The 24659-nt window shown below is 66.6% G+C and carries 24 protein-coding genes; 13 read left to right on the top strand and 11 right to left on the bottom strand.

The window, feature by feature from the left end; all coding sequences use genetic code 11:
* Positions 1–2: 2 nt before the first annotated feature.
* Entirely contained in the window at positions 3–1103 is a 1101-nt protein-coding gene (locus tag HZ989_RS13675; RefSeq protein WP_209321351.1) for a DUF1176 domain-containing protein, read from the top strand.
* Between the two features lie 22 nt (positions 1104–1125).
* Here HZ989_RS13675 and HZ989_RS13680 read toward each other — a convergent pair whose 3' ends face one another.
* Entirely contained in the window at positions 1126–2955 is a 1830-nt protein-coding gene (locus HZ989_RS13680; protein ID WP_209321352.1) for a DUF885 family protein, read from the bottom strand.
* Between the two features lie 331 nt (positions 2956–3286).
* On the opposite strand from HZ989_RS13680, the gene HZ989_RS13685 reads away from it, so the two are divergent.
* On the top strand, positions 3287–4192 hold the full coding sequence (locus HZ989_RS13685) for a LysR substrate-binding domain-containing protein (protein WP_209321353.1): 906 nt from the start codon (positions 3287–3289) through the stop codon (positions 4190–4192).
* On the opposite strand, the gene HZ989_RS13690 is transcribed toward HZ989_RS13685, so the two are convergent.
* On the bottom strand, positions 4189–4647 hold the full coding sequence (locus HZ989_RS13690) for a DUF3617 family protein (protein ID WP_209321354.1): 459 nt from the start codon (positions 4645–4647) through the stop codon (positions 4189–4191). The genes HZ989_RS13685 and HZ989_RS13690 overlap by 4 nt on opposite strands.
* Before the next feature lie 247 nt (positions 4648–4894).
* Here HZ989_RS13690 and rpmB point away from each other — a divergent pair, with 247 nt between their 5' ends.
* From rpmB to HZ989_RS13715, 5 genes are all read left to right on the top strand, one after another.
* Entirely contained in the window at positions 4895–5191 is a 297-nt protein-coding gene (gene rpmB, locus HZ989_RS13695; protein ID WP_209321355.1) for a 50S ribosomal protein L28, read from the top strand.
* Between the two features lie 125 nt (positions 5192–5316).
* Entirely contained in the window at positions 5317–7074 is a 1758-nt protein-coding gene (locus HZ989_RS13700; protein WP_209321356.1) for a M1 family metallopeptidase, read from the top strand.
* Entirely contained in the window at positions 7074–8783 is a 1710-nt protein-coding gene (locus HZ989_RS13705) for a M1 family metallopeptidase (protein WP_209321357.1), read from the top strand. Before HZ989_RS13700 ends, HZ989_RS13705 begins: the two co-directional genes overlap by 1 nt.
* Before the next feature lie 191 nt (positions 8784–8974).
* Entirely contained in the window at positions 8975–10540 is a 1566-nt protein-coding gene (locus tag HZ989_RS13710; protein WP_209321358.1) for a CehA/McbA family metallohydrolase, read from the top strand.
* A 99-nt stretch (positions 10541–10639) separates the two neighbouring features.
* Positions 10640–13141, top strand: a complete 2502-nt coding sequence (locus tag HZ989_RS13715; RefSeq protein ID WP_209321359.1) for a TonB-dependent siderophore receptor — start codon at positions 10640–10642, stop codon at positions 13139–13141.
* Between the two features lie 69 nt (positions 13142–13210).
* Here HZ989_RS13715 and HZ989_RS13720 read toward each other — a convergent pair whose 3' ends face one another.
* The 4 genes from HZ989_RS13720 to HZ989_RS13735 form a co-directional block, all read right to left on the bottom strand.
* Entirely contained in the window at positions 13211–13987 is a 777-nt protein-coding gene (locus HZ989_RS13720) for a transglutaminase family protein (protein WP_209321360.1), read from the bottom strand.
* Between the two features lie 148 nt (positions 13988–14135).
* A complete protein-coding gene (locus HZ989_RS13725) occupies positions 14136–14696 on the bottom strand; it encodes an HNH endonuclease (protein ID WP_209321361.1) in 561 nt (186 codons plus the stop codon).
* Between the two features lie 129 nt (positions 14697–14825).
* Entirely contained in the window at positions 14826–15494 is a 669-nt protein-coding gene (locus HZ989_RS13730; protein ID WP_209321362.1) for a trimeric intracellular cation channel family protein, read from the bottom strand.
* On the bottom strand, positions 15491–16183 hold the full coding sequence (locus HZ989_RS13735) for a DNA-3-methyladenine glycosylase (RefSeq protein ID WP_245162378.1): 693 nt from the start codon (positions 16181–16183) through the stop codon (positions 15491–15493). The genes HZ989_RS13730 and HZ989_RS13735 overlap by 4 nt, the downstream gene beginning before the upstream one ends.
* A 93-nt stretch (positions 16184–16276) precedes the next feature.
* Between HZ989_RS13735 and gluQRS the strand changes: the two genes are divergently transcribed.
* Both gluQRS and HZ989_RS13745 read left to right on the top strand, forming a co-directional pair.
* Positions 16277–17125, top strand: a complete 849-nt coding sequence (gene gluQRS / locus HZ989_RS13740) for a tRNA glutamyl-Q(34) synthetase GluQRS (protein ID WP_209321363.1) — start codon at positions 16277–16279, stop codon at positions 17123–17125.
* A 44-nt stretch (positions 17126–17169) separates the two neighbouring features.
* On the top strand, positions 17170–18084 hold the full coding sequence (locus HZ989_RS13745; protein ID WP_209321364.1) for a DMT family transporter: 915 nt from the start codon (positions 17170–17172) through the stop codon (positions 18082–18084).
* Between the two features lie 30 nt (positions 18085–18114).
* Here the strand turns inward: HZ989_RS13745 and HZ989_RS13750 are convergent, their stop codons facing one another.
* Complete coding sequence (locus tag HZ989_RS13750; protein ID WP_077356590.1) at positions 18115–18318, bottom strand: cold-shock protein; 204 nt, start codon at positions 18316–18318, stop codon at positions 18115–18117.
* 196 nt (positions 18319–18514) lie between these two features.
* Positions 18515–19288 carry an extensin family protein gene (locus HZ989_RS13755; protein WP_209321365.1) on the bottom strand — a complete coding sequence of 258 codons (774 nt, stop codon included), beginning with the start codon at positions 19286–19288 and terminating at the stop codon, positions 18515–18517.
* A 121-nt stretch (positions 19289–19409) separates the two neighbouring features.
* Here HZ989_RS13755 and ppk2 point away from each other — a divergent pair, with 121 nt between their 5' ends.
* From ppk2 to HZ989_RS13770, 3 genes are read left to right on the top strand one after another with little or no spacing between them, the layout of a single operon-like run.
* Positions 19410–20156: a polyphosphate kinase 2 gene (ppk2, locus tag HZ989_RS13760; RefSeq protein ID WP_209321366.1), complete on the top strand. Its 747-nt coding sequence runs from the start codon at positions 19410–19412 to the stop codon at positions 20154–20156.
* Between the two features lie 38 nt (positions 20157–20194).
* Entirely contained in the window at positions 20195–22102 is a 1908-nt protein-coding gene (uvrC, locus tag HZ989_RS13765; protein ID WP_209323138.1) for an excinuclease ABC subunit UvrC, read from the top strand.
* 36 nt (positions 22103–22138) lie between these two features.
* Positions 22139–22450 (top strand): YdeI/OmpD-associated family protein, encoded by a 312-nt coding sequence (locus tag HZ989_RS13770; RefSeq protein WP_209321367.1) that lies wholly within the window; start codon positions 22139–22141, stop codon positions 22448–22450.
* 113 nt (positions 22451–22563) lie between these two features.
* Here HZ989_RS13770 and HZ989_RS13775 read toward each other — a convergent pair whose 3' ends face one another.
* The 3 genes from HZ989_RS13775 to HZ989_RS13785 form a co-directional block, all read right to left on the bottom strand.
* Positions 22564–23133: a hypothetical protein gene (locus tag HZ989_RS13775; protein WP_209321368.1), complete on the bottom strand. Its 570-nt coding sequence runs from the start codon at positions 23131–23133 to the stop codon at positions 22564–22566.
* 165 nt (positions 23134–23298) lie between these two features.
* Complete coding sequence (locus HZ989_RS13780) at positions 23299–23688, bottom strand: PIN domain-containing protein (protein WP_245162379.1); 390 nt, start codon at positions 23686–23688, stop codon at positions 23299–23301.
* Positions 23685–23924, bottom strand: coding sequence for an antitoxin (locus HZ989_RS13785; RefSeq protein WP_209321369.1), 240 nt, complete (start codon positions 23922–23924; stop codon positions 23685–23687). Before HZ989_RS13785 ends, HZ989_RS13780 begins: the two co-directional genes overlap by 4 nt.
* A 70-nt stretch (positions 23925–23994) precedes the next feature.
* Between HZ989_RS13785 and HZ989_RS13790 the strand changes: the two genes are divergently transcribed.
* Entirely contained in the window at positions 23995–24621 is a 627-nt protein-coding gene (locus HZ989_RS13790; RefSeq protein WP_209321370.1) for a carbonic anhydrase, read from the top strand.
* Positions 24622–24659: the final 38 nt, after the last annotated feature.

Below are 24659 nucleotides of genomic sequence, written 5' to 3' on the forward strand. Positions count from 1 at the left end.
AGATGCGGCTTACTGCGCTGTTTTTGGCGGGAATCACCCTTGCGGCCTGCGGTGATGGCCCGGTGGCCAAAAGTGCCGAGGCAGCAAGCGGGACGATCGAGAGACCCGGCGCGATCCAGTCGGTCAACCAGCCGGGGGAACGGACCTTCCGCGACTGGTATGTCGTCTGCAACAACGCAAACGCCTGCTACGCTTTCGGCCATGCGACCGAGGGCACGGGCTGGGTACGGGTCGCGATACCTGCCGGCCCCGACGGGAAGCCGGAAATCGTCCTCGGCTTCTGGCCGGAGACCGGCGCATTCACCGGCGTGGTAACGGCACAGGTGACGGGCACCAGCGTCGTGGCGGCGACCGACCCGGTGGGCGATGACGCCGAATATCCGGTCGCCCGGGTTCGCGCCCCACAGGTCGAGGCCTTGATCGCCACCATGACCCAGGGTGAGGTCATGACCTTGAATGCCGGCGGCGAGACTGTTTCGATATCGCTCAGCGGTGCGGCGGCCTCGCTGCTGTGGATCGACGAGCGCCAGGGGCGTCTGGGTACCACGACAGCCCTGATCCGCAAGGGCGACCGGTCGCCGTCCACAGTGCCGCCGGCCCCGGCTCTCCCCGTCGTCAGTCCCGCCGCTGCGGTGGCCCAGGGGCGATACGGAGATCAGGAAGGCCAGGCGCTGCCGACCACGATCAGGGATCTGCCCGACGTGGTTCAGTGCCGCGCCGATACCGACTTCAATCCGGATCTGCAGGCCGCCATCGTCTCGGCCCGACTGGATGCCGATACCGTCCTGTGGGGCGTGCCCTGCGGGGCCGGGGCCTACAATTTCTCCAATGCCTATTTCACGACCCGCCCGGACGGCAGCAACCCACGCCGCCTGACCTTCCCCAGCACCGGGGAACCGCTGGATCTGCTGGTCAACGCCTCCTACGATCCGGCCACGCGCGTCATCGATGCCTTTGACAAGGGCAGGGGTCTGGGCGACTGCGGCACGGCATCCAGCTGGACCTGGACCGACCGGGGTTTTGTCCTGAAGACAAGCAGCGGCATGTCCGACTGCAACGGCGTTCCCAGCGAATACTGGCCGACCTTCTGGGTCACCCGGTGAGCCAACCCGGCCGCCGAATGGCCTAGCCCCTCTGGCCCGCGATCCACTCCGTCATGACCCGGTCCAGCACCGTCAGGGGCACGCCCCCGGTGTTCATCCCCGCATCATGGAAGGTCTTGATGTCGAACCGGTCGCCCAGCGTCGTCTGGGCGCGGTTGCGCAGCTCGACCCATTTGTTGTGACCCAGCTTGTAGGAACAGGCCTGACCCGGCCAGACGCAGTAGCGCTCGATTTCGGTCGTCACGGCCGTGGGTGAATCACCCAGCGCCGTGGTCATGAACTCGATCGCGCGCTCGCGGCTCCAGCGCCTGGCGTGCATGCCGCTGTCCACGACCAGACGGGTCGCGCGGAACATGGCGGACTGGATGTAGCCGATCTTGCCGATGGGATCGGTCTCGTACATCCCCATCTCGTCGGCCAGCTGTTCCGCATACAGCGCCCAGCCTTCCGAATAGGCCGAGAAGCCCAGCACCTTCATCAGCAAGGGCGTGTTGGCCTTTTCCTGGGCCAGGCTGATCTGATGGTGATGGCCGGGCACGGCCTCGTGATAGGTCAGGGTCGGCAGCTGCCATTTGGGCCATTCCGACGTGTCGCGCAGGTTGATGTAATAGGCCCCCGGTCGCGACCCATCCAGCGACGGCGCATTATAGTAGCCACCGGGCGCCCCCGCCTCGATCGCCTTGGGCACCCGCCGGATCTCGACGCCGGAGGTCGGCAGACGGCCGAAATACTCCGGCATACGCCGCCGCACCTCGATCACCTGGGCGTTGAGGTCGGCCAGCAGGGTCTCCTTGGCCTCGTCGGTGTTGGGATAGCGATATTGCGGGTCGTCGCCGAGGGCCGCGATCCGCTCGCCGACCGTCCCCTGGGTCATGCCCTGCTCTCGCAACAGGACATCGGCGCGCGCGGTCAGCTCGGCCAGCTGGTCCAGACCGATCCGGTGGATCTCGTCGCCGCTGAGGGTCGTCGTCGTATAGCTCTTGATGCCGTAGTCGTAGAAGGCCTCGCCATCGGGCAACCGCCAGACGCCGGCATCATGGGTCGCTTCGGCCCGGCGCGCTTTCAGCCCGTCGGCCTGACGGGCCAAAGCGGGGAAGACCGCATCGTTGACGATGGCCTCGGCCCGGCTGCCCCAGTCGCCGGCGATGCCCTTTTCGGCCGTGCGGCGGACGATGGACTGGACCAGGGTTGTGGCCGCCGCACCGGGCTGCATGGCCGCGGTCATCTGGGTCAGGGTGCGTTCGATGACGAAGTCGGGCGGCACCGCCCCGGCCGCGAAATCGCGCTGCATCCGCGCTGTTTCCTGATCCAGGGCGGTGGCAAAGGCGGACACGCGGCTGAGGTAGGCCTCGGCGTCCTCGGCCGTTTCGATGGAGTGCTGGCTGTCCAGAAAGTCGGGGATCGACTGATACGACCCCGTCAGCTGGCTGATGGTATAGGGCGACGGTCCGAACCCGCCGCCGCCATAGCCGAATCCAAAGCCCTCGATCGCCGTGTCGCCGAAGAACTCCAGCGTGTCGAAATAGACCTTCTCATCGGCGTTCAGAGCGGCGCGATCGACGGCCTTGAGGTCGACGATATGGGCGCGGAACCGGACCTGGTCCGCCTCGACCTTGGCCTGGGACCGGTCGTCCAGCTTCGCCTTCATCGCCGCGTTCGGTCCCTTGTCGAACCCGAGCTGGGTCAGCAGTTCGGGCGACGTCATCAGGGTCTCCTGAACGATGGTGTCCATCACCGCCTTCAGCGCGGCGGAGGCCGTGGCCGCAGCCTGGGGACGGGCGATCGCCTGCCCGGTCGCCATCAGGCTGGCCCCGGCGGCGGCGGTGAACATCAGACGGCGACGGTCGATCATGGCGGCTGCTCCAGAAAAGTCGCCGCATTGGCCACCAACCCGGGACCGCCCACAAGACGCGGCGGATTACAAAACCGTTAGACCGGCCGCTCGCACACGGCGCGCGGCGTCGCACCGCCGGCGCGGCGTCTGCGAACCCCGGGCGTCCGCCGGCTGAGACGGGCCAGCCCGTCCAGAATGGCCTTGAGCCAGCCGAATACAGGTTCCTTATGAGTTCGATGAGATTCTTCCATGTTCTGACCTTGCCGATTCACATTAACTCATTGGACTTTCGGCTTGACAGTGGCACCTCACAAACCAGTAGTAGGCCATCAAAGACCTAGGTGAACTTATGTCTGATCCTCTGTCCGGCCTGCCGCTGTCGTCGATCCGGGTGTTCGAGGCCGCGGCGCGCCTGAACAGCTTCACCCGCGCGGCGGAGGAACTGGGCATGACCCAGGCGGCGGTCAGCTGGCAGATCAAGGCGCTGGAGACCCGACTGGGGATCAGCCTGTTCCGCCGCCTGCCCCGCGAGGTGCGCCCGACCGAGCCGGGCGAGCGGCTGTCGCGCGCGGCGACCGAGGCCATGACCCTGCTGCGCCGGGCCTTCGCGGAGGTGACCGAGCAGGATCAGGGCGTCCTGACCATCACCACCCTGACCACCCTGGCGACCCAGTGGCTGGCCCCCCGGCTCGGCGCGTTCCAGCTGGCCAACCCGGGCCTGGCCGTGCGGCTGGACACCCGTCCGCGCCTGATGGACCTGGCCCGAGAGAATGTGGACATCGCCCTGCGCGTCGGGGACGGCGACTGGCCGGGCGTCGAGTCTGCCCTCCTGATGCCCAGCGTCTTCACCCCCCTGTGCAGCCCGGCCCTGTGTGCGAACCTGAAGCTGACATCACCGTCCGACCTGCTCGGCGCCCCCCGCGTCGGCGAGGAAAAGGAATGGGCCGCCTGGTTCGCCTGCGCCGGGGTCGAGACGACGACGACACCGGCATCCCGGCTGCAGGCCGACATCCAGGGACTGGAGGTGGCGGCGGCCCTGGGCGGCCAGGGGGTGGCGCTCGGCTCCCCCATCCTGTTCGCGCGCGAGATCGCGGCAGGACTGCTGATCCGGCCGTTCGCCCAGACCGTCACCCTGTCCAAGGGCTACTGGATCGCCTGGCCAGAGGACCGGCGGCGCTCGCCCAAGATCGCGCGCTTCCGCGACTGGCTGCTGGCCGAGGCCGCCGCCGATCCGGCGATCGCAGCCGCGGCCTAGAAGTATTCGGCATCCGCCGGGCAGACGGCCGCCAGGCGACGCGCGGTGATGCTGGCCGGAAGATAGGGCGTGCCGCGCGCGAGCTGGGCCCCGCCCGAGAAGCGGAAGCTTTCGGCCTGATAGGGGCCACGCAGGCGGACATTCACCCGGCGTCCGCGCGGATCGGTGCAGGTCCCCTCGAAATGCGCATTGCCGTTGCCGACCTCGCGCGTCGGATACACACAGCGCCAGCGGCGCGTGGACAGGCCGCCGAAGAAGCGGTTGATCTCGCTGGGGCGCACACACTTCTGTTCGGTGCTGCGGATGCCCACGGCGTTGGTCGTGTATTCCCAAAATCCCGGCAGGACCTCGCTGGTCGGGGCCTGGGCCGACGACGGCGCGGCCAGCAGAACGACACCGGCCACGGCGGGCGCGGCGACGGCGAGGGTACGAAGGACGAAGCGAGGCAGGGTCATCGGCGATCTCTCGTGCGGGCTGTCGCGAAGGGCGGACGCATGGACCCGCATAGCTGAAGCATTGGAATTTGGCGATTGAACGACGCATGAACGACGGCGCAGGCTCCGGTTTCATGCCTGCCAGCCTTGACGGCGCGCGATCGCTTCCTCTATACGGCCCCCTCTCGCGCGGGGAACCACCCCGCGCGCATTTGTTTCATGCGTCCCCCATGCTTCGGAGTGGACGCCGTGCCCTAAGGATCTGACGATGTCACGTCGTTGCGAACTCACCGGTATCGGCCCGATGGTCGGTAATCTGGTCAGCCACTCGAATGTGAAGACCAAGCGCCGGTTCCTGCCGTCGCTGAAGAAGGTCAAGCTGGCGTCGGAAGCCCTGGGGCAAACCTACACCCTGCGCATCTCGAACGCCGCGCTGCGCACCCTGGACTTCAAGGGCGGCCTGGACCCCTTCATCGTCAAGGCCGACGACGAGAAGCTGTCGGTCGCGGCCCAGCGCATCAAGCGCCAGGTCAAGGCCAGGCTGGCCGAGCAGGCCGCCGCCTGATCGGTTCAGGCGGCCCGTCCGCCGAACATTAAATCTGCGAAAGGCCGGGTCTCGAACCCGGCCTTTTTCGTTGCGCGATGCCGATGCCCCCCTAGTCTGAACGGATTATCCCCGGGGGTTTGTCCATGACTGTCTCGTCTCGCCTGATCGTGCCCGCGATTTCGGCCCTGTGGCTGGCGTGCGCGGGAAGCGCCATCGCCCAGGAGCTGCCGGTCCGCGAATCCACCGCCTTTACGCTCGAGACCGACAATCCGCGCACGCCGGAGCAGGAAGCGGTCCGGTTCGACAAGGCTGACCTGACCATCAAGGTCCTGCCGGACGACAGGGCGATCGACGGCGTGGCGATCCTGGACTTCACCGTGACCGCCCCGATCCAGCGCCTCGCGGTCGAGCTGGACACCCTGTACACGATTTCCGAGATCCGTCTGGACGGGGAGGTCGTGCCGGCCGACCGCTGGTCCAACCCCGAAGGGCGTCTGACGGTCGAGGTTCCCGCCGGCCTCGCAGCGGGCGACACCCCGACCCTCACCATCGCCTGGGCGGGACAGCCCCGGGTCGCGCCACGCTCGCCCTGGAACGGCGGCTTCGTCTGGGCCACGGCGCCGACGGGAGAACCCTGGGTCGGGTCGGCCATGCAGCTGAACGGCTGCGACCTGCTGTGGCCCTGTATCGACAACTCCAACGCCGAGCCCGGCGTCGTCGATCTGCACGTCGTCACGCCCGGCAATGTCTCGGCCCCCGGCAACGGGGTCTTTCGCGGCATGACCGAGAACGCGGACGGCACCCGGACCTGGAACTGGCGCGCCGAACGGCCGAACATCTATGCCATCAACATCAACATGGGCCCGTACGAGGAGGTCACGGCCCCCTACGTCAGCCGGTTTGGCAACACCTTCCCCATGTCGTTCTGGCACCTCAAGTCCGACGACCCCGCCAGGGTCGCGCGGCTGTTCGCCGAGTTCCCGCGAATGCTGGACTTCTTCGAATCGACCATCGGCCCCTATCCGTTCGGGCACGAAAAGATGGGGGTGGTCGAGACGCCCTACCTCGGCATGGAACACCAGACCATCAACGCCTACGGCAATGCCTACAAGCTGGATGGCCGCGGCTATGACACCCTGCTGCAGCACGAATTCGCCCACGAGTGGTTCGCCAACCAGCTGACCAACCGGAACGCCGACGACATGTGGCTGCATGAGGGTCTGGGCAGCTATATGCAGCCGCTCTACGCCCGCTTCCTGCACGGCGAGCGCTACATGCAGGCCGAGCTGAAGGGCCAGCGCGAGGGCCTGGCCAATCGTTTCCCGGTCGTGTCGCGCACCAACCGCACGGTCAACGCGGTCTATGGCGGGTCGGAAGGCCCGGGCGGCGACATCTACAGCAAGGGCTCGCTGATCGCGCACACGCTGCGCATGACCCTCGGCGACGACGATTTCTTCGAAGTGCTCCGCCGTCTCGTCTATGGCCGTCCCGACCCTCGGCCGGGCAATTTCGTCCCGCAGACCCGCTCGACCGTCGAGATGAACGCCATCGTCAACCAGGTGACCGGCCGGGACTACGACTGGTTTTTTGACGCCTATCTGTACAGCGCCGCACTGCCGGTGCTGACCCAGACGCGCACAGGCGACCAGCTGACCCTGACCTGGACCGTCGGTGGCGACGGCCCCTTCCCCATGCCGGTGGACATCGAGGTCGACGGCGACGCGCAGACGGTTCCCATGCCCGACGGCAGCGCGACGATCACGGTCCCGGAAAACGCGCTTGTGCTGATCGATCCGGACAACAAGCTGCTGCGTCAACTGGACTTCATGGACGACTTCGATTCCTACAGGCGGGAAGCGCGTGAGGCGGCGGCCGCCGAACGCGCCCGGTCGGCCAACTGATGTCGGGAGAAGACCTGCGCCCTGCCCTGGCGCTTTTCGTCGGCCTGGCCCTGAGCTCGGGGCCCACCCTCGCCCAGGACAGCCCGCCCCGCGAATCCACCGCCTTCACCCTGCGGACCGACCAGCCGCGAACGGTGGAACAGGAAGCCCTGCGCATCGACCTGGCCGACCTGTCGATCAAGGTCCTGCCGGCCGACAGGGCGATCGACGCCGTCGCCGAACTGACCTTCACCGCGACCGCCCCCGTCGCCCGGCTGGTGGTCGAACTGGACACCCTGTTCACCGTCTCGGCCGTGTCGGTTGATGGCCAGCCGGCCGAATGGACCAACCCCGAGGGCCGCATGACCGTCGCCCTGCCCCGTCCGCTGGCAACGGGCGAAACGACGACCCTGCGGATCGCCTATGCCGGCAAGCCCCGCGTGGCACCGAATGCGCCGTGGGACGGAGGCTTCGTCTGGTCCACCGCGCCGACGGGCGAACCCTGGATCGCCACCGCCATCCAGGGCGAGGGCTGCGACCTGCTGTGGCCCTGCATCGACAGCCCCCTGGCCGAGCCCGGCCGGGTCGATCTGCACATCACCGTGCCGACCGGCCTGTCGGCTCCGTCGAACGGCCGTTTCCTGGGGGCTCAGGATCACGGCGACGGCTGGACGACCTGGAACTGGTCCGCCGCCCACCCCAACACCTATGCGATCGCCCTGAACATCGGGCCGTACGAGGAACTGCGCGCCGACTACCGCAGCCGGTTCGGCAACACCTTCCCGATGCAATACTGGTATCTGAAGTCCGACGATCCGGCCCAGGCGGCGGCCCTGTTCGCCGAGTTTCCCAAGCAGCTGGACTTCTACGAGGCCACCGTCGGCCCCTTCCCCTTCGGCGACGAGAAGATGGGCGTGGTCGCGACCCCGCACCTGGGCATGGAGCACCAGACGATCAACGCCTATGGCAACGGCTACAGGCTGGATGGCCGTGGCTATGACTGGCTTTTGCAGCACGAGCTGTCGCACGAGTGGTTCGGCAACCAGCTGACCAATGCCAACGCCGACGACATGTGGCTGCACGAGGGGCTGGGCAGCTATATGCAGCCGCTGTACGGCCGCTGGCTGCACGGCGATCGCTATATGCAGACCGAACTGGCCAGGCTTCAGCAGGACCTGCGCAACCAGTTCCCCGTCGTCTCGGGCACGTTCAAGAGCGAGGACGAGGTCTACAAGGGCGAAACCGGGCCGGGCAACGACATCTATTTCAAGGGCGCGCTGGTCGCCCACTCGCTGCGGATGTTGATCGGCGATGCGGCCTTCCATCGGGCGATCACGACCCTCGTCTATGGTCGGCCCGATCCGGCGCCCGGCAACTTCACCACCGTCTATCGCTCGACGCCCGACTTCCTGCGGATCGTCAATGAGGTGACGGGTGGCGACTACGGCTGGTTCTTCCGGGGCTATCTGTACAACGCCGCCCTGCCAGATCTGGCCGCGACGCGCGAGGGCGAGACCTTGACCCTGTCATGGACCACCGGCGACGGCGGCATCTTCCCCATGCCGGTGGAGGTCGAAATCGACGGTGTGGTCCAGACCGTGCCCATGGCCGACGGGCGAGGGTCGATCGCCGTACCGACCGGAGCCCATGTCCTGATCGACCCCGCCAACAAGGTCCTGCGGCGGCTGGACTTCATCGAGGCCTGGCGCGCCCGACCGGCTGAGCGCTGAGCCTCTTGCGGCGCGGGCCGGCCAGGTTGGACGAAATCGGCGATGCCTCCATTGCGGCATCAGGGTGCTGCCGCCCTGGACTTTCAATCCACGTCACTGACACTGCGCGCGAGGTCAGGGGCAGACCGTCGCGCTCAACCGGATGTCATAATCTGCTGCCATAGGGGGTCATCAACCAAGGGGAAAAGCAGATGCTGCGCAGACTGCGGATCGTCATGGAAGGCCGCCTGCGGGGCGTCATTGGTGTCGGCCTCCTGATCTGCACGATGCTCGCATCCGTTCCCGGGACCGCATTGGCCCGGCAGGGCGGGCCTCCGTCGGAACCCGATCCCGGTGTCGCCCGCACTCTGACGCTGACGGGCACTCTGACCGGGGCTGATCACCAGACCTATGTCGAGGTGCCGTTTGACGTCCCGCCGGGCATCGAGCGGCTGACCCTGTCGTTTGAGTATGATCGCGCCGATCGGACGGTCATCGACCTCGGTCTTTATGATCCCAACGGCCTGCGGGGCTGGAGCGGAGGCAACAAGTCGATCGTGACGGTGGCCACCAGCGACGCCACCCCTTCCTATGTGCCTGGTCCGGTCTTTCCCGGGCAGTGGCGGCTGTTGTTGGGCGTGCCGAACATCCGCCAGGGGGTCACCGCCCGCTGGACCGCCTCGATCCGCTTGGTCGGCACCGCGGCTCCGGCCCCTGAATCGGCATTCTTCGACGGACCGATCCGCAGCGGACCGGGCTGGTATCGCGGCGACTTCCATACACACAGCGGTCAGAGCGACGGGTCGTGCGACAGCCTGAGCGGACGTCGCATTCCCTGCCCCGTCTTTCGCACGCTCGAGCGGGCCAGCAGTGCCAGGCTGGATTTCATCGCCGTGACCGAACACAACACGCCGGCCGGCTTTGCCGAGCTGCGAGGGCTTCAGGCCTACTACGACAATCTCCTGATCCTGCCGGGACGGGAAATCACGACCTTCTACGGTCACATGAACGCCATCGGCCCAACCGGACCGCTGCCGTTCCAATTGGGTTCGCCGAGGCTGCCGGCCCTGCCGGAGCTGGTGGATGCCGTGGACGCCCAGGGCGGGATCCTGTCGATCAACCATCCCGGCATGCCCTCTGGCGAAGCCTGTATGGGCTGCGGCTGGACCATGCCGATCCCGGACTGCGCGCGGATCACCGCCGTCGAGATCGCCAATGGCGGGACGATGCACCTGACCGGCTCGGTCGAGGGCAGCCTGTCTCATATCCCCTTCTGGCAAGGCCTGCTCGACGCGGGCTGCCGCCCGACGGCCATCGGCGGCAGCGACAGCCACGACCCGGATGCCGCGGCGGATCGACAGTCTCCCGTCGGTCGGCCGACCACGGTCGTCTATGCACGGGACCTGTCACAGGCTGCCATTCTGGATGGCGTTCGCAGCGGCCGCGTCTTCATCGATCTGGGCGGGCAGCCGGGGCTGTTCGTGGACCTGGCCGCGACGGTGGGCGGGGCCAGCACCGCCATGGGAGGCACCCTGCCAATCACAGGCGATGAGGATGTTCAGCTGACGATTACAGTCTCTGGCGTGCCCGGCGGCCTGATCGAGCTGATAACGGGCGGTCCGACCTCCGCCGCGCCGGAGACGCTGCCCGTCCATGGCACCAGCGAAGTCCTCATCCACAGCCTTGGACGGAATCCCGAATACTCATGGATAAGGGTCAACGTAAGGGACGCTGACGGCCACCTTATCTTGATCAGCAATCCGATCTTCTTTCAATAAACGTTCAGAAGAAGTATTCCTGAATGTTATGATTTATAAATAGCAGTTCCACATTAAAGGCCTAGGCGTCCTCCCATCGTAAAGTTTGGGGGATTTGATATGCGTTATTCACGGAATTTACTGTCCAGCGCCATGGCGCTGTCGTTCCTTGCCACGGCATCGCCAGTGCTGGCACAGGCCGTGACCAGCGAGAGCACTGCACAACTGGACGAGGTCATCGTAACCGGCAGGGCTGGCGCTTCCGAGCGTCGCCGCGTTGAAGCCAGCTATGCCGTCACGACCCTGAACGAGACCGCACTGCGACTTCAGGCCCCGATCTCTACGGCTGAAGTCTTCAAGGCCATTCCGGGCTTCTGGGTGGAAGCATCCGGCGGTGAGAGCTCCAACAACGTCCGCACGCGCGGCATCCCCACCGACGGCTATTCGTCGGTCACCATCCAGGAAGATGGCCTGACGATCCAGCACGACGGCGGCCTGGGCTGGCTGAATGCCGACCAGTCTTTCCGTCTGGACGAAACCATCGGCCGTGTCGAAGCGGTTCGTGGCGGCCCGGCCTCGATCTTTGCGTCCAACTCCCCCGGGGGAACGGTCAACTTCATCACCCGTCAGGCCGGAGATACGCCCGAGGGTCTGATCAAGGCCACCGTCGGTGATTATGGCATGTACCGCGGTGATTTCTGGTACGGTGCGCCGCTGGGAGACGGCTGGGGCCTGACCATCGGCGGGTTCTACCGCTCCGACGAAGGCGTCCGCAGCCCGGGCTTCACCCAGAACAAGGGCGGCCAGATTCGCGTCGGCCTGTCGCGCGAACTCGAGCGCGGCCGCTTCGAGATCAACGTCAAGCACATCGATGACAATGTCGGCTTCCTGTTGCCTGTGCCCCTGACGTTCGACGGTTCGCAGAACCCGGACGGTGTTCCCGGCTTCGATCCCAACTACGGAACCCTCGCGGGCCCGGACAACCGTCTGGTCAGCTTCCGCAACGTCAATGGCCCGTTCAACTTCGATCTCGGCCGCGGTACAGACGTCAGCCTCACCGCTGTCACCGCCAGGCTGGACCTGGAGATCGCCAACGGCTGGCGTCTGCAGAACACGGCCCGCTTCAGAACCAGCAACATCGTGCGCAACGGTCTGTTCCCGACCGGCAGCATCGAAACGGCCACGGCGCGCCTGAACGGTCTGCGGGCGCAGGCCCTGGCCGCCTATCCAGGCGCGACCAACATCGAATACCGCTATGCGACCACAGGTGCGGCGTTCGACCCGGCGACGGCGAACAGGAACGGCCTGGTGGTCAGCGGCAACCTGCTCAGCGTCTCGGTCCCGCTTGACGAGTTCACCAACGATCTGCGGCTGGTGAAGACCCTGGACCTGGGCGATCAGACCCACGATCTGGCCTTCGGCGTCTATGTGTCGGACTTCAACTACGACTACGACCGCTACATGGCGACGGCCAATCTGGAAGTGCGCGATCAGGCCCGCCGTCTGGACATCGTGGCCGTCAACGCGGCAGGAGGGATCGTCGGTCGCGTCACCGAAAACGGCTTCCTGCGCTATGGGTCGCTGTTCGACAACGCCACCATCGACGCCCGCGTCATGGCCTTCTACGCCTCTGACGAGTGGCAGGTGACGCCCAAACTCCGGATCGATCTGGGCGTGCGCCACGAACAGATCGACTTCAGCGGCTCGGTCGAGGGCAAACAGACCGTCGATCTGGGCGTCGCGGGCATACTGGCGGACAATCAGGTGATCACGGGCACCGGGGTCTTCACCCCGATAGACCGCGCCTATGACGGCACAAGCTGGACATTGGGTGTCAACTATCAGCTCGCAGACAATCTGGGCCTTTTTGGCCGGTATACGGACACCCTTCGACTGCCGGCCCCCTCGGAATTCCAGGGCAGCCCTGCTGACGCCCTTCGCACCGACATCCGCGAGACCCCGGTCACGATGCTGGAAGGCGGACTGAAGTGGCAGTCGGATCTCTTCGACGTCTATGCGACCGCCTTCCAGACTAAATTCGACAACATCCGCTTCAACGACAATGTGTTCAACTCGGCCACCAACAGCTTCACGACGCGGGTTGCCTATGGTGACACCAATACGGTCGGGCTGGAGCTGGAAGGCGTCTTCCGGCCGGTCGAATGGGCGGACCTTTCCGGTGCCCTCTCCTGGCAAAACCCGGAGTACGATACCTTCCGGTTCACCGAGAACGTCGGAGGTGTTCCGACCGTGCGGAACTTCGGCGGCAACCAGCTGATCCGCGTTCCCAAGGTTGGCGCTCGCCTGACCCCCGGCCTGAACCTGCTCGGGAACACGGTCCGTGTGGAACTGCCGGTCGAATACTACAGCGAGCGCTTTGCCGACGTGGCCAACACCCAGGCTCTCAAGGCCTATACGGTCGTCAATCTGAACCTGCGCTGGGATGCGACCGAGACCGTCGCCCTTTCGGTGGCCGGGGTCAATCTGACCAATGAGATCGGCCTGACCGAAGGCAATCCGCGTGCCGGGCAGTTCATCTCCGGTGACGCCGGTGCCCGCTACTATCTGGCCCGTCCGGTGCTCGGCCGGTCCTGGCGTGCAGCCGTGACGATGCGCTTCTGATTTCCGGCGTCTCGATAGAGTGCGGGGGGCGATCGGTTTCGACCGATCGCCCCTTCTTTTTACAGGCCGTCAGGTGGCCACGGCGGTAATGGACTGGCGTACCAGCTCGCAGGTGCCCTGGGTGGACAGAAAGGCGATGTCGGCGGCGTCGCGCCCGCAGGCGATCCGCACCAGTCCCTCGATCGGGGCCAGGCCTGTCGGATCGACCAGCCACCAGCCGTTCGACAGCCAAACCTCGAAGATGGCGTGGAAGTCCGGCGGGCTCAGCTGATGGGCGAAGGCACTGACGGCGCGGGCCGGAATGCCCGAGGCCCGACACAGGGTGATGCCCATGTGGGTAAAGTCGCGGCACACCCCGGCGCGGTCGATGAAGGTGCGGGACGCGGTCGTCTCCGAATCCGAGACTCCGGCCTCATAGTCGATGTTTTCGGTGATCCATCCCAGGATCGCCAGCACCCGCTCGCCGCCCGAGGTGTCGCCGAACTGGCGTTCCGCAAAGCGTCCGAACTGGTCCGAGGGACAGTACCGGCTCGGCCACAGATAGGTCAGGACCTCGGCCGGCAGGTCGTTCCAGTCGTGCCGGGTCGCGCCCGGCGGCAGGCCCATCAGGGTGCCGTTGTCGACAATCGCCTCATAGGCCACGGCCACCTCGCCCGACAGGCGTGCGCGCAGGGTTCGGGCCCCGAAGTCGGCGTCCTCGTCCTCATGGAAATCCTGGGGCGGGTTGGTGACCAGCCGCTCCTCGATCACCGTCTGACCCGGCCAGTGCGCGACCTGAATCTTGTAGATCGCATCGGTCGGGGGATCGAAGCGATAGACGAGCTCGGCGCGGACGCGGATCTTCATGAAGGACCTGATGACGGAGTGGACGATCGGGCAACGTCGCGCAGGCGCGTGCGTTCCGGGCCGCGTCCCATAGCAGATCGACAGGGTCCGGATAGAGGCGATGCCGTCTCTGATAGACGTCGCGGCACCCGCGTCATTCCGACCGGACCTACGGTTCGAGCTCGATGTCCCAATAGAGGTAGTCCAGCCAGCTCTGGTGCAGATAGTGCGGCGGGAACCGGCGACCGGCGTCCTGAAGCTGATAGGCGTTCGGTCGATGCGGCGCACGCCGCACGGGCATTTGCGCCTGCTGCGGGGTGCGGCCACCCTTCTTCAGATTGCACGGCGAGCAGGCGGCGACGATGTTTTCCCAGGTCGTGCGCCCGCCCCGGCTGCGCGGAATGACGTGATCGAAGGTCAGCTCGGCGGTGTCGCCGCAATACTGGCAGGTGAAGCCGTCACGCAGGAAGACGTTGAAGCGGGTGAAGGCCGGGGCGCGGTTCTGGTCGACGTAGGATTTCAGCGCGATGACGCTGGGGATCGCCATCTCCATCGACGGACTGCGCACGACCTTGTCGTAGACGGACACGACATCGACACGGTCCTGATAGACGGCCTTGACCGCCTCTTCCCACGGCCAGAGCGACAGAGGGTAGTAGGACAGAGGGCGAAAATCGGCGTTCAGCACCAGGGCCGGATAGCCGGACGGCGGCCTGTGGAGCACCTGCATCAGGCCCTCCCGCTCACGCCGGACTGGATCGAGGAAATAGGACTGAAGACGTCGCTCCTTCTCTCTGCTGAATCCAGCCTATCCCCGATTCGTGCGCGCCGCCATGACGGGCTTGCATCGGTTTCGTGACTAGCTCTTTCGGACGAAGCCTCCGGGAAAGCCCGGCAGGCTCCAGCCCCAGATCAACGCCCCGCCGCGCAGAAGGAAGCCGGCGGGTGCCGCGATGGCCGCGGCCGGCCAGTTGTCCAGCCCGAGAAGCCGCGCCACGACGTAGACGGTGGCCGCCAGCAGGGCCGCCGAGACCGTGATCTCCCGGCGCAGCAGGATCGACGGCTGGCCGGCCAGAATGTCGCGCACGATCCCGCCGAAACAGGCCGTCAGCCCCCCCATGACGATGCAGATCAGCGGCGGGACGCCGAACGCCTCGGCCTTGGCCGCGCCAAGAACGCCATAGGCGCCCAGCCCGATCGCATCCAGCCACAGCAGGGCCCGAAACCGCCAGGCCCCGGCCCCGATGATCCAGACGACCGCCGCGCTGGCCAGACAGACGGCGATATAGCGCCAGTCCTGGACCCAGAAGACCGGCGCCTCGATCAGCAGGTCGCGCAGGGTCCCGCCGCCGACGCCGGTGATGGCGGCGAAGAATCCGAAGGTGACCAGGTCGTGCTTCTCGCGCGCGGCGGCCAGCGCTCCCGTCGCGGCGAAGACCGCCACGCCCGCGAAGTCGAGCGCGCCCAGCACCGTTTCGGGATGCGCCAGGGCGGGTGTCAGCAGCGTCGGATCGACCAGCGTCGTCATGCGGGATCATCCCGCACGATCTCGCCCTTCTTCACGCCGGTGTACCAGGCCCACAGCAGGTGGGTCGCCACGCCGCGCCACGGCCGCCAGACCTCGGCCCGGGCATAGGCTGCCTTCGTGTCAGGCCGGGTCTCAGTGCCGTCGGCCCATCGAATGGCCTCCTGCAGCGCCACATCTCCACCGGGGAAGACGTCGGTCCGTCCCTCGCACAGCAACAGATAGGCCTCGGCCGTCCACAGACCGACGCCCTTCAGCGCGACCAGGGCCTCGATCGCCGAGGCATCGTCCAGTGTGGCCAGATGCTCCAGATCGATGGTGCCGTCCATCTGCGCCCTTGCCATGCCCTGGCCATAGGTCGCCTTCTGCCGCGACAGGCCCATGCCGCGCAGACTGTCCAGATCGTGAGCCAGCAGATTGGCCGGCGTGATCTCGCCCAGACCCGCCTGCAGCCGCGCCCAGACGGAGGCCGCCGAGGCCACCGACACCTGCTGCTCCACGATCATGCGGAACAGGCCGACGAAGCCGGCCTGACGCACCCGCCATTCGAACGGCGGCGTCCCGGCATCGACGCGGGCCAGGGCCGGGTCGAGCCGGGCCAGGGTCTCGCGCGCGGCGGCCAGTTCAGCAGGCGTGATGGGCATGACGTCCTTGTCGACAAGCGCGGCCGTGGAACGGTAGCGTCCGGCCATGCCCAGTCTGGACGATCTCGCCGCTCCGATCACCCCCGCGTCTGCCCCTTCGGACGACAGCAGCCGAAAACCGCCGGGCCCGTGCGCCCGGCAATGAGCTTCGTCACCCGTTTCGCCCCCTCCCCCACCGGGCTTCTGCACCGCGGTCACGCCTTTTCGGCCCTGACGGCCTGGACGGCCGCAAGGGAGGCGGGCGGACGGTTCCTGCTGCGGATCGAGGACACCGACTTCACCCGTTGTCGGCCGGAATATGAGACCGCCCTGCTGGAGGACCTGGCCTGGCTGGGCCTGGACTGGGAAGAGCCGGTCCGGCGGCAGTCAAACAACCGCGCGGCCTATGACGCGGCGCTGGAGCGGCTGCGGGGTCAGGGCGTGCTGTATCGCTGCTTCCGGACGCGAAAGGAGCTGATGGCCCTGGCCGGCGTCGCGCCCCATGACGACGATCCTGCCGATGCCCATGCCTTTGCCGGTGGCCCGCTGGATCCGGGCGAGGAGACCGAACGGCTGGCAGCCGGCCAACCCTTCGCCTGGCGGCTGTCGCTCGCGGCGGCGCGGGCACGGCTGGGCGGGTTCGAAGCCCTGACCTGGGTCGAGGAAACGGCCGATCCGGGCACGCGGACCGCCCGGCCCGAGGCGCTGGGCGACATGGTCCTGGGGCGAAAGGACATCGGCGCCGGCTATGTCATCGCCTCGGTCGTCGACGACGCGCTGCAGGGCGTGACCCATGTGGTGCGGGGCGAGGACCTGATCCCCGCGACCTCGGTCCAGCGCCTGCTGCAGACCCTGCTGGACCTGCCCACCCCGGTCTATCGCCATCACCCCCTGCTGCTGGGCCCGGACGGGAAACGCTATGCCAAACGGGACGGATCGGTAACGATCATGGCCCTGCGCGAGGCGGGGGTGACGCCGCAGGAGCTGAGGGCGGAGCTGGGGTTCGCGTAGCTTTCCCTCTCCCGTGGGGAGAGGGGACACGCTAGTGACCTCGCATGACGCCCCCCGCCCCCCGATTGATTCCGCTGCTGGTCGTGCTGGTGTCCGCCAGCATCCTCGGGCTGGCCCCCATTCTCGTTCGTCTGACCGAGACAGGCCCGGCGGCGGCGGGGTTCTGGCGGTTCATGTTCGCCCTGCCGCTGCTGGTCCTGATCCTGTCCCGGCCGGGCGGCGAAGGGATCGCCCGGCCGTCGAAATGGATGCTGCTGGCGGGGCTGTTCTTCGCCCTGGACCTGTCGTTCTGGCACTATGGCATCGTCATGACCTCGGTCGCCAACGCCACGGTGCTGTGCAATCTGACGCCGGTGGTCGTGACCCTGATCGGCTGGCTGTTCTTCAAGGAGACGCCTGCCCGGCTGTTCCTTCTGGCGCTGGCCCTGGCCATGGCGGGGGCCTTTGCCATGGCGGCGGCCGCCGAGGGCGGACAGGGCACCCACCCGATCCTGGGCGACATCCTCTCGCTGACGGTGTCGGTCTGGTACGCGGGCTATTTCCTGATGGTGAAACAGGCACGGACCACCGCGGGCGCGCTCAGGGTCACCTTCTGGGCGACGCTGGCCGGGCTGCCGCTGATGGGCGGGGTGGCGCTGCTGCTGGGCGAGGACATGATCCCGGCGACGGCGGCGGGCTGGGCCGCCTGCGTGGCCATGGGGCTGATGCATGTGGCCGGCCAGGGCGGGGTCGCCTGGGCCCTGGGCCGACTGCCGGCCTCGATCACGGCGGTGACCATTCTGATCCAGCCGCTGGTCGCCGCAGGGCTCAGCTGGCTCATCTTCGGCGAGACCCTGGCGCCGGTTCAGGCCCTGGGCGGTGCGCTGGTCCTGTGCGCGATCGTGCTGGCGCAGTGGTCAGCCGCCATGGGGGCCAGAACGAAAACGGGCGCGGCACCCGAAGGTCCCGCGCCCGCCTGATGGTCGTCCAGCGACCCCGATCCTAGAGGATCAGAGCAGCTTCAGATCGACGGCCGAGGTCTTGCCGCGCTGGGATTCCAGCTCGTAGGACACCTTGGCGTTCTCATCGAGGCCCGTCAGGCCAGCCTTCTGGACGGCGGTGATGTGAACGAACACATCTGCGCCGCCGCTTTCGGGCTGGATGAAGCCGAAGCCTTTCGTGGGGTTGAACCACTTGACCGTACCGGTCGCCATTGTTGCGTCTCCATAAACGCGCTTTTCCAGGCGGACGCCCTTACGAGGGGGCCCGACAACCCATCTGGACAGCTCGTTCAGGCGAAGGAGCGAAACGCGGGTTTGGACCCCACGCGAAATCCGGATTGCGCGCCTGTTTTCTCGCGGAGTGAAGGCGCGGTCAACCCGAAACGATTCGCCGTTAAGGCGAGCGTGGCTAATGCGGTCCGGTAACGCAGAGCGACCGGGGGGCGCCGTCCAGGTGCAGATGGTTTCTGTGCGCCGCATTGTAGTCGGGCGTCAGGACGGTCGAGAACACCCGGCAGGCCCCGTCGCGCAGCCGCTTCAGGAAAACCGGGCCTGCCGCGCCTTGTGGGCCGTCGCCCCTCCAGTCCGCCTCCACCGACACCGTGCGCCCGTCCGCCAGGGTGATCGAGGCCACATCCAGGGCATTGGCCCGCGCATGCTCGCTGGGCCGGTCGGCGACGTCGGTCGAGCCATAGATCCGGCGGCAGGCATAGGTGCCGGAGTTGTTCACCGCCACGGCGCGCGAACCAAAGACCGACCGGGCTGCGGGCTGCAGCACCTGACGGTCCCAGATCACATAGCGGACCGCCAGCGGGCACTGCATGGTCAGATCACCGGGCTTCAGCGGGGTGACCGCCCCGCCCGTGATGGTGACGGCGCCGCGCACCTGACAGAAGCCGCCGTCATCGACGTCCACGGCGCGCTTCACCTCGACGCCAGCGTCGCGCAGGGTCTGGAGACAGGCATCGGTCGCGCCCTCGATCTCCTCGGGCGCTGCACCGGGCGCGACCGCGAAATCGGCGACCCTGGCCGCCGTCGCCCGACCCACCGGCTGGTTCAGGTCCAGCGGCTTCCAGAACAGGTCCTGGGGCGGGGCGAAGGCGTTCAGCAGCGCGAAGACGGCGCACACGCCGAGCATCGCCTCCCACATCAGGTTCCAGAAGTCGGCGAAGTCACGCTTCATGCCCGACCACAATGGACGGGTGCGTAAAGGGTAACAATCGCGGCCGGCCTGTTTCGCATGTCGCGCTCTCGACGGCGCTGCCAAACTGCCCGAAACTGTGGCCGAACACGGAGTATCCCGCATGGGCAAGAAAGACGACTACGAAGAGGCGCTGGAGGCCCTTCAGGTCGAACTGGTCGCGACCCAGGCCTGGGCCATCGAACAGGGTCTGAAAGTCGTGATCGTGTTCGAGGGGCGTGACGCTGCGGGCAAGGACGGGGTGATCAAGCGGATCACCGAATACCTGTCACCCCGCCAGACCCGGGTCGTCGCCCTGTCCAAGCCGACCGAGCGCGAGACCGGCCAGTGGTATTTCCAGCGTTATGCCCCCCATCTGCCGGCCGCCGGCGAGATCGTCCTGTTCAACAGGTCCTGGTACAACCGGGCGGGGGTCGAGCCGGTCATGGGGTTCTGCACCCCGGCGCAATACGAGCAGTTCCTGAACGATGCGCCGCATTTCGAGCGGATGCTGACCGGATCGGGCATGGTCCTGATCAAGTTCTGGCTCGACATCAGTCGCGACGAGCAGGCCAGGCGGCTGGAAGAACGAACCTCCGATCCGCTGAAGCGATTCAAGGTCTCGGCGCTCGACGCCGAGGCGCAGAAACGCTGGAGCGACTATTCCACGGCCCGCGACCGGATGCTGGATGAGACCGGCGCGCCGCATTCCGAATGGACGGTCGTGGCCACCGACGACAAGAAGGCGGCGCGGCTGAACATCATCCGCCACATCCTGCACCGCGTCTGTCGCCCCGGATCAAAGGTCGACCGGCCGGACAAGGACATCCTGTTCCCCGCGCAAAAGGCGAAGGGTCGACTGCAGCCCTGAGGCTTCGCTCCGGCGGGCGAAGGCCTATATTGGCCGCGATGACCCCGGAGACTCCCGCCCCCGATTCGCCCGTCCTGCCCCTTGTCGCTGCCGAGCTGATCCGCGACGAGGCCCGGCGCGCGCCGGACAAGCCGGGCGTCTATCGCATGTATGGCGAGGACGGGACCTGCCTGTATGTCGGCAAGGCGCGCTCCATCAGGAAGCGCATCCTGCAGTATGCGCAGGGGCGGTTCCACACCCAGCGCATCGGCCTGATGGTCTCGCTGACCCGGTCGATGGAGCTGGTCGTCACGGCGTCGGAGACCGAGGCGCTGCTGCTGGAATCCAACTTCATCAAGAAGCTGAAACCCCGCTTCAACGTGGTCCTGCGTGACGACAAGTCGTTCGCCGAACTGATGATCCGCAAGGACCACCGCGCCCCGCAGGTCCGCAAACATCGCGGATCGCACACGACGCCGGGGGACTATTTCGGGCCGTTCGCCTCGACCTGGGCGGTGAACCGGACGCTGAACACCTTGCAGAAGGCCTTCCTGCTGCGGTCCTGTTCGGACAGCGTCTACGAGACCCGGACACGGCCCTGCATGCTGCATCAGATCAAGCGGTGCTCGGCCCCGTGTACCGGCCTGATCTCGCTCGAGGACTATGGCGAGCTGGTCGAGGAGGCGTCGCTGTTCCTGCGCGGCAAGTCGCGCGCCGTCATCGGCCGGCTGTCGGACGAGATGACCGCGGCGGCCGAGGCCATGGACTTCGAACAGGCCGCTCGCGTCCGCGACCGCATCCGCGCCCTGTCCGCCATCACCATGGAGAATTCGGTCAGCGCCGACAGCGTGGCCGAGGCCGACGTCTTCGCCCTGTTCAGCGAAGGCGGCCAGGCCTGCGTCCAGGTCTTCTTCTATCGCGGGGGCCAGAACTGGGGCGGCCGGGCCTATTTCCCGCGCGTGGACAGGTCCGACACCGACGCCGAGATTCTGTCGGCCTTCCTCGGCCAGTTCTACGAGGACAAGCCGGTCCCGCGCCTGATCCTTTCGAACGTCGTCCCGTTCGAGAAGGAACTGCTGGAAGAGGCCTTTTCGATGAAGGCGCGGGAGGCGGACGGCCGCCGCGTCGTCGCGATCGAACGGCCGATGCGAGGCGACAAGCGATCCCTCGTCGATCATGCCCACACCAACGCCCGCGAGGCGCTGGGTCGCAAGATGGCCGAGGGTTCGGCCCAGGGCAAAATCCTGGACGAGGTCTGCGAGGCCTTCGGGCTGGAGGGCCGCCCCGAGCGGATCGAGGTCTACGACAATGCCCACATCCAGGGCTCGAACGCGGTCGGCGGCATGATCGTCGCCGGGCCCGAGGGCTTCCAGAAATCCCAGTACCGCAAATTCAACATCAAAGGCACGGACCTGACCCCCGGCGATGACTACGGCATGATGCGCGAGGTCATGCGCCGTCGCTTTGGCCGTCTGGTCAAGGACGAGGAGGAAGGCGTCGAGGAGGTCGTCCGCCCGGACCTGCTGCTGATCGACGGCGGCGCCGGGCAGCTGGCCGAGGTCCAGGCGGTGCTGGCCGACCTCGGGCTGGACGACATCCTGGCCGTCGGCGTGGCCAAGGGGCCGGATCGGGATGCGGGGATGGAGCGGTTCTTCGTCCCCGGCAAGCCCCCCTTCATGATGCCGCTGAAGTCGCCGGCTCTCTACTATATCCAGCGGCTCCGCGACGAGGCCCACCGTTTCGCCAACGGGGCCCACCGCACCCGCCGCTCGATGGATATCAAGAAGAACCCGCTCGACGAGATCGAGGGCGTGGGCCCCGGCCGCAAGAAGGCCCTGCTGCACGCCTTCGGCTCCGCCAAGGGCGTCAGTCGGGCGGCGGTTGTCGATCTCGTCAAGGTCGACGGGATCAACCAGCCGCTGGCCGAGCGGATTTATGGCTTCTTCCATCCGGCCAATCAGCGTTAGGCTGAGCTGGGCCGCGACGGCCCGTGGAGGCACCCGATGAGCGCGCTGTCCCAGGGCACCGTCCACACGGTCCCGACTGATCTGGAAGCGGCGCTGCGCATTGATCCCGCGATCCTGGCTCTGTGGGAGCGGCTGACGCCGCTGGGCCGCAATGAGTTCATCTGCTGGGTCGAGGACGCGAAACAGGCGAAGACCCGCGAGCGCCGCATCGGCCGGACCACCGAGGAACTGCGGGAAGGCAAGGGCCGCCCCTGCTGCTGGCCCGGCTGCATCCACCGCACCGACAAGGCCCCGAGCCGCTGGCAACAGGCGGTCCTGATCGACGGCAAGCGGGGCCGGGGGTCATAATGGAGCATCGCGCGGGGGGGCGATCCAATGTCGCCTCTCTGGCACGACGGTCAGGAGCGGATTCCACCCATTACGGTCGTCCCGATAACGCTGCGTCCGCTCAGATCGACCGCCTAGGCAAGGGTATTGAACTGCCTGAGCGCCAATGAAAGCACATAGAGCAGCGAGCCTAGCGCGAAGACCCATTGAAAGGCCCGGGCAGGGACAAAGATAGCGATCAGACTGCCTATGATCTGGACCGCGACCCCGATGGGATACTCCGGCCCCAGTGACTGGAAATGCTCCGAGCCCTTGAGCCAGGTATCCACCAGGTCGATCAATTGGCTCAGTGCGTTGACCCCGAAGAACCAGGCGCGGTGCTGATGAAAAAACTCGTCTAGATCGACGTCGGGGCCGAGGTTCTTGGGAAACAACAGCGTCGACTGGAAATACATCTGGCAGGCGAATACGAGGACGAAGATGTAGGTGCCGAAGGTCCATTCCTGAAGCGCCTGCAGCTTGAACTGCCACCACCAAAAGAACGCGATGGTCACCAGCATGAAGAGGACCCACACGAGGTGGATTGAACGAAGCCGGAAGGGCTTGGGCCGCTGCGCAACCTCCACCAGCCCTTGGAGCAGGTGCGTCATCGCGAGACCGATGATGATGGACACCATCACCATCACATATTCGAACCGATCCATGGGCCACCCCCGTTAAGCTCAGCTTCCATCGCACCATCAGTCCCACCCTGGCGCAATGGTTAAGCTCCGACAGATCCCCTTGAGGGGCCGCCTTCCACCCATAAGAGACGCGCAGCAAGGCTCCCAGGCATCACCTCATGATGAACGGCCGCCCCGAAGGCTGGGCTACCATTCCACCATGTCGAGACCCGGGATGTCGCGGAAATCCGCGCCGTTCAAGGTCACCAGCGTCAAGTCTCTGGACATCGCCTGGGCTGCGATCATGCGGTCGATGATCTTGCGGCGCGAGAAGCCGGCCGACTGGACGATAGCGCGATACGCGTCGGCGGCATCGTCATCGAACGGGAACACCGGCAGGCTCTGCAGAAGCGTATCGAGTCTGGCGCGCTTACGATCCGCGTCCGCCGGATCCCGGTGTGAACCGCCTTCCAGCTCGACCCGGGTCAGGACTGACAGGGCGACCTCGCCTTGCAGCGACAGAACCCGGTCCTGAACCTCCATGACATCGTCGCGAAGCCCGATGGCCACGTTGGTGTCCAGCAGAAAGCGGGTCAAAGCCCGGGCCGTTCAGGGAACTCGATCGGTTCACGCTTTTCGACTTCGCTGGGTTTGGGAAGGCTGCGCAGCCTGGCCACCATCTCGGCGACCGACGGCCGTTTGGGTCGAATGGTTGTGACTTCGCCGATACGCTCGATCTCGAGTTCCACATCGGTGCCATAGGCGAAGCCCTTGGGCAGGCGTACGGCTTCGCTGTTTCCGCTTCGGAATGCCCTTGTCGTCAAGATCGTCATGACCACTCCCTGTACACACAGGTATATACCTGTTGTCGTGAACAATCAAAAAAACCTGAGTACCGACCCCATGCCCCAACATTCCCGTGCCGCCCTGCTCTCCGGTTATCATCGCTTCCGCGACAACCACTGGCCCGAGGCGAAGGCCCAGTACGAGGCGCTCGCCGCGGACGGGCAGAAGCCCCACACCCTCGTCGTCGCCTGTTCCGACAGCCGGGCCGACCCCGCCCTGATCTTCGACGCCGCCCCCGGCCAGCTGTTCGTGGTCCGCAACGTCGCCAATCTGGTCCCCCCCTATGAGCCCGATGGCCTTCTGCACGGCGTCTCGGCCGCGCTGGAGTTCGGCGTGAAGGTGCTCAACGTCCGGCGCATCATGGTCATGGGTCACGCCCGCTGCGGCGGGGTCGCCGCCATGCGCACGGGGGCCCCCGCCGACTGCCAGGACTTTGTCGCGCCCTGGGTGCAACAGGGGGCACCGGTGGTTCGTCGCGTCTGCGAGGACTGCTCGCCCGAAGACATCGAACAGGTTTCGGAAGAGGCCGTGGTCCGCCTGTCCCTGCAGAACCTGCGCACTTTTCCGTGGATCGCCGAACGCGAGGCTGCGGGGACCCTGGCCCTGAGCGGTCTTCATTTCGGCATCGCCGACGGGGTCCTGCGGTCCCTTGAGGGCCCGGGTCGGTTCGAGGCCATGGGCTAGGTCTGCGAACTCAGACGTCTCGCTTCGGAGCGCAAAGC

The organism is Brevundimonas sp. AJA228-03, assembly GCF_017795885.1.
In the GTDB taxonomy this organism is placed as follows: Bacteria; Pseudomonadota; Alphaproteobacteria; order Caulobacterales; family Caulobacteraceae; genus Brevundimonas.

Excerpts from the sequence above, each read along its gene's own strand:
- HZ989_RS13675 (WP_209321351.1), top strand. The coding sequence starts at position 3 with ATGCGGCTTACTGCGCTGTTTTTGGCGGGAATCACCCTTGCGGCCTGC.
- HZ989_RS13680 (WP_209321352.1), bottom strand. The coding sequence starts at position 2,955 with ATGATCGACCGTCGCCGTCTGATGTTCACCGCCGCCGCCGGGGCCAGC.
- HZ989_RS13685 (WP_209321353.1), top strand. The coding sequence starts at position 3,287 with ATGTCTGATCCTCTGTCCGGCCTGCCGCTGTCGTCGATCCGGGTGTTC.
- HZ989_RS13690 (WP_209321354.1), bottom strand. The coding sequence starts at position 4,647 with ATGACCCTGCCTCGCTTCGTCCTTCGTACCCTCGCCGTCGCCGCGCCC.
- rpmB (WP_209321355.1), top strand. The coding sequence starts at position 4,895 with ATGTCACGTCGTTGCGAACTCACCGGTATCGGCCCGATGGTCGGTAAT.
- HZ989_RS13700 (WP_209321356.1), top strand. The coding sequence starts at position 5,317 with ATGACTGTCTCGTCTCGCCTGATCGTGCCCGCGATTTCGGCCCTGTGG.
- HZ989_RS13705 (WP_209321357.1), top strand. The coding sequence starts at position 7,074 with ATGTCGGGAGAAGACCTGCGCCCTGCCCTGGCGCTTTTCGTCGGCCTG.
- HZ989_RS13710 (WP_209321358.1), top strand. The coding sequence starts at position 8,975 with ATGCTGCGCAGACTGCGGATCGTCATGGAAGGCCGCCTGCGGGGCGTC.
- HZ989_RS13715 (WP_209321359.1), top strand. The coding sequence starts at position 10,640 with ATGCGTTATTCACGGAATTTACTGTCCAGCGCCATGGCGCTGTCGTTC.
- HZ989_RS13720 (WP_209321360.1), bottom strand. The coding sequence starts at position 13,987 with ATGAAGATCCGCGTCCGCGCCGAGCTCGTCTATCGCTTCGATCCCCCG.
- HZ989_RS13725 (WP_209321361.1), bottom strand. The coding sequence starts at position 14,696 with ATGCAGGTGCTCCACAGGCCGCCGTCCGGCTATCCGGCCCTGGTGCTG.
- HZ989_RS13730 (WP_209321362.1), bottom strand. The coding sequence starts at position 15,494 with ATGACGACGCTGGTCGATCCGACGCTGCTGACACCCGCCCTGGCGCAT.
- HZ989_RS13735 (WP_245162378.1), bottom strand. The coding sequence starts at position 16,183 with ATGGCCGGACGCTACCGTTCCACGGCCGCGCTTGTCGACAAGGACGTC.
- gluQRS (WP_209321363.1), top strand. The coding sequence starts at position 16,277 with ATGAGCTTCGTCACCCGTTTCGCCCCCTCCCCCACCGGGCTTCTGCAC.
- HZ989_RS13745 (WP_209321364.1), top strand. The coding sequence starts at position 17,170 with ATGACGCCCCCCGCCCCCCGATTGATTCCGCTGCTGGTCGTGCTGGTG.
- HZ989_RS13750 (WP_077356590.1), bottom strand. The coding sequence starts at position 18,318 with ATGGCGACCGGTACGGTCAAGTGGTTCAACCCCACGAAAGGCTTCGGC.
- HZ989_RS13755 (WP_209321365.1), bottom strand. The coding sequence starts at position 19,288 with ATGAAGCGTGACTTCGCCGACTTCTGGAACCTGATGTGGGAGGCGATG.
- ppk2 (WP_209321366.1), top strand. The coding sequence starts at position 19,410 with ATGGGCAAGAAAGACGACTACGAAGAGGCGCTGGAGGCCCTTCAGGTC.
- uvrC (WP_209323138.1), top strand. The coding sequence starts at position 20,195 with ATGACCCCGGAGACTCCCGCCCCCGATTCGCCCGTCCTGCCCCTTGTC.
- HZ989_RS13770 (WP_209321367.1), top strand. The coding sequence starts at position 22,139 with ATGAGCGCGCTGTCCCAGGGCACCGTCCACACGGTCCCGACTGATCTG.
- HZ989_RS13775 (WP_209321368.1), bottom strand. The coding sequence starts at position 23,133 with ATGGATCGGTTCGAATATGTGATGGTGATGGTGTCCATCATCATCGGT.
- HZ989_RS13785 (WP_209321369.1), bottom strand. The coding sequence starts at position 23,924 with ATGACGATCTTGACGACAAGGGCATTCCGAAGCGGAAACAGCGAAGCC.
- HZ989_RS13790 (WP_209321370.1), top strand. The coding sequence starts at position 23,995 with ATGCCCCAACATTCCCGTGCCGCCCTGCTCTCCGGTTATCATCGCTTC.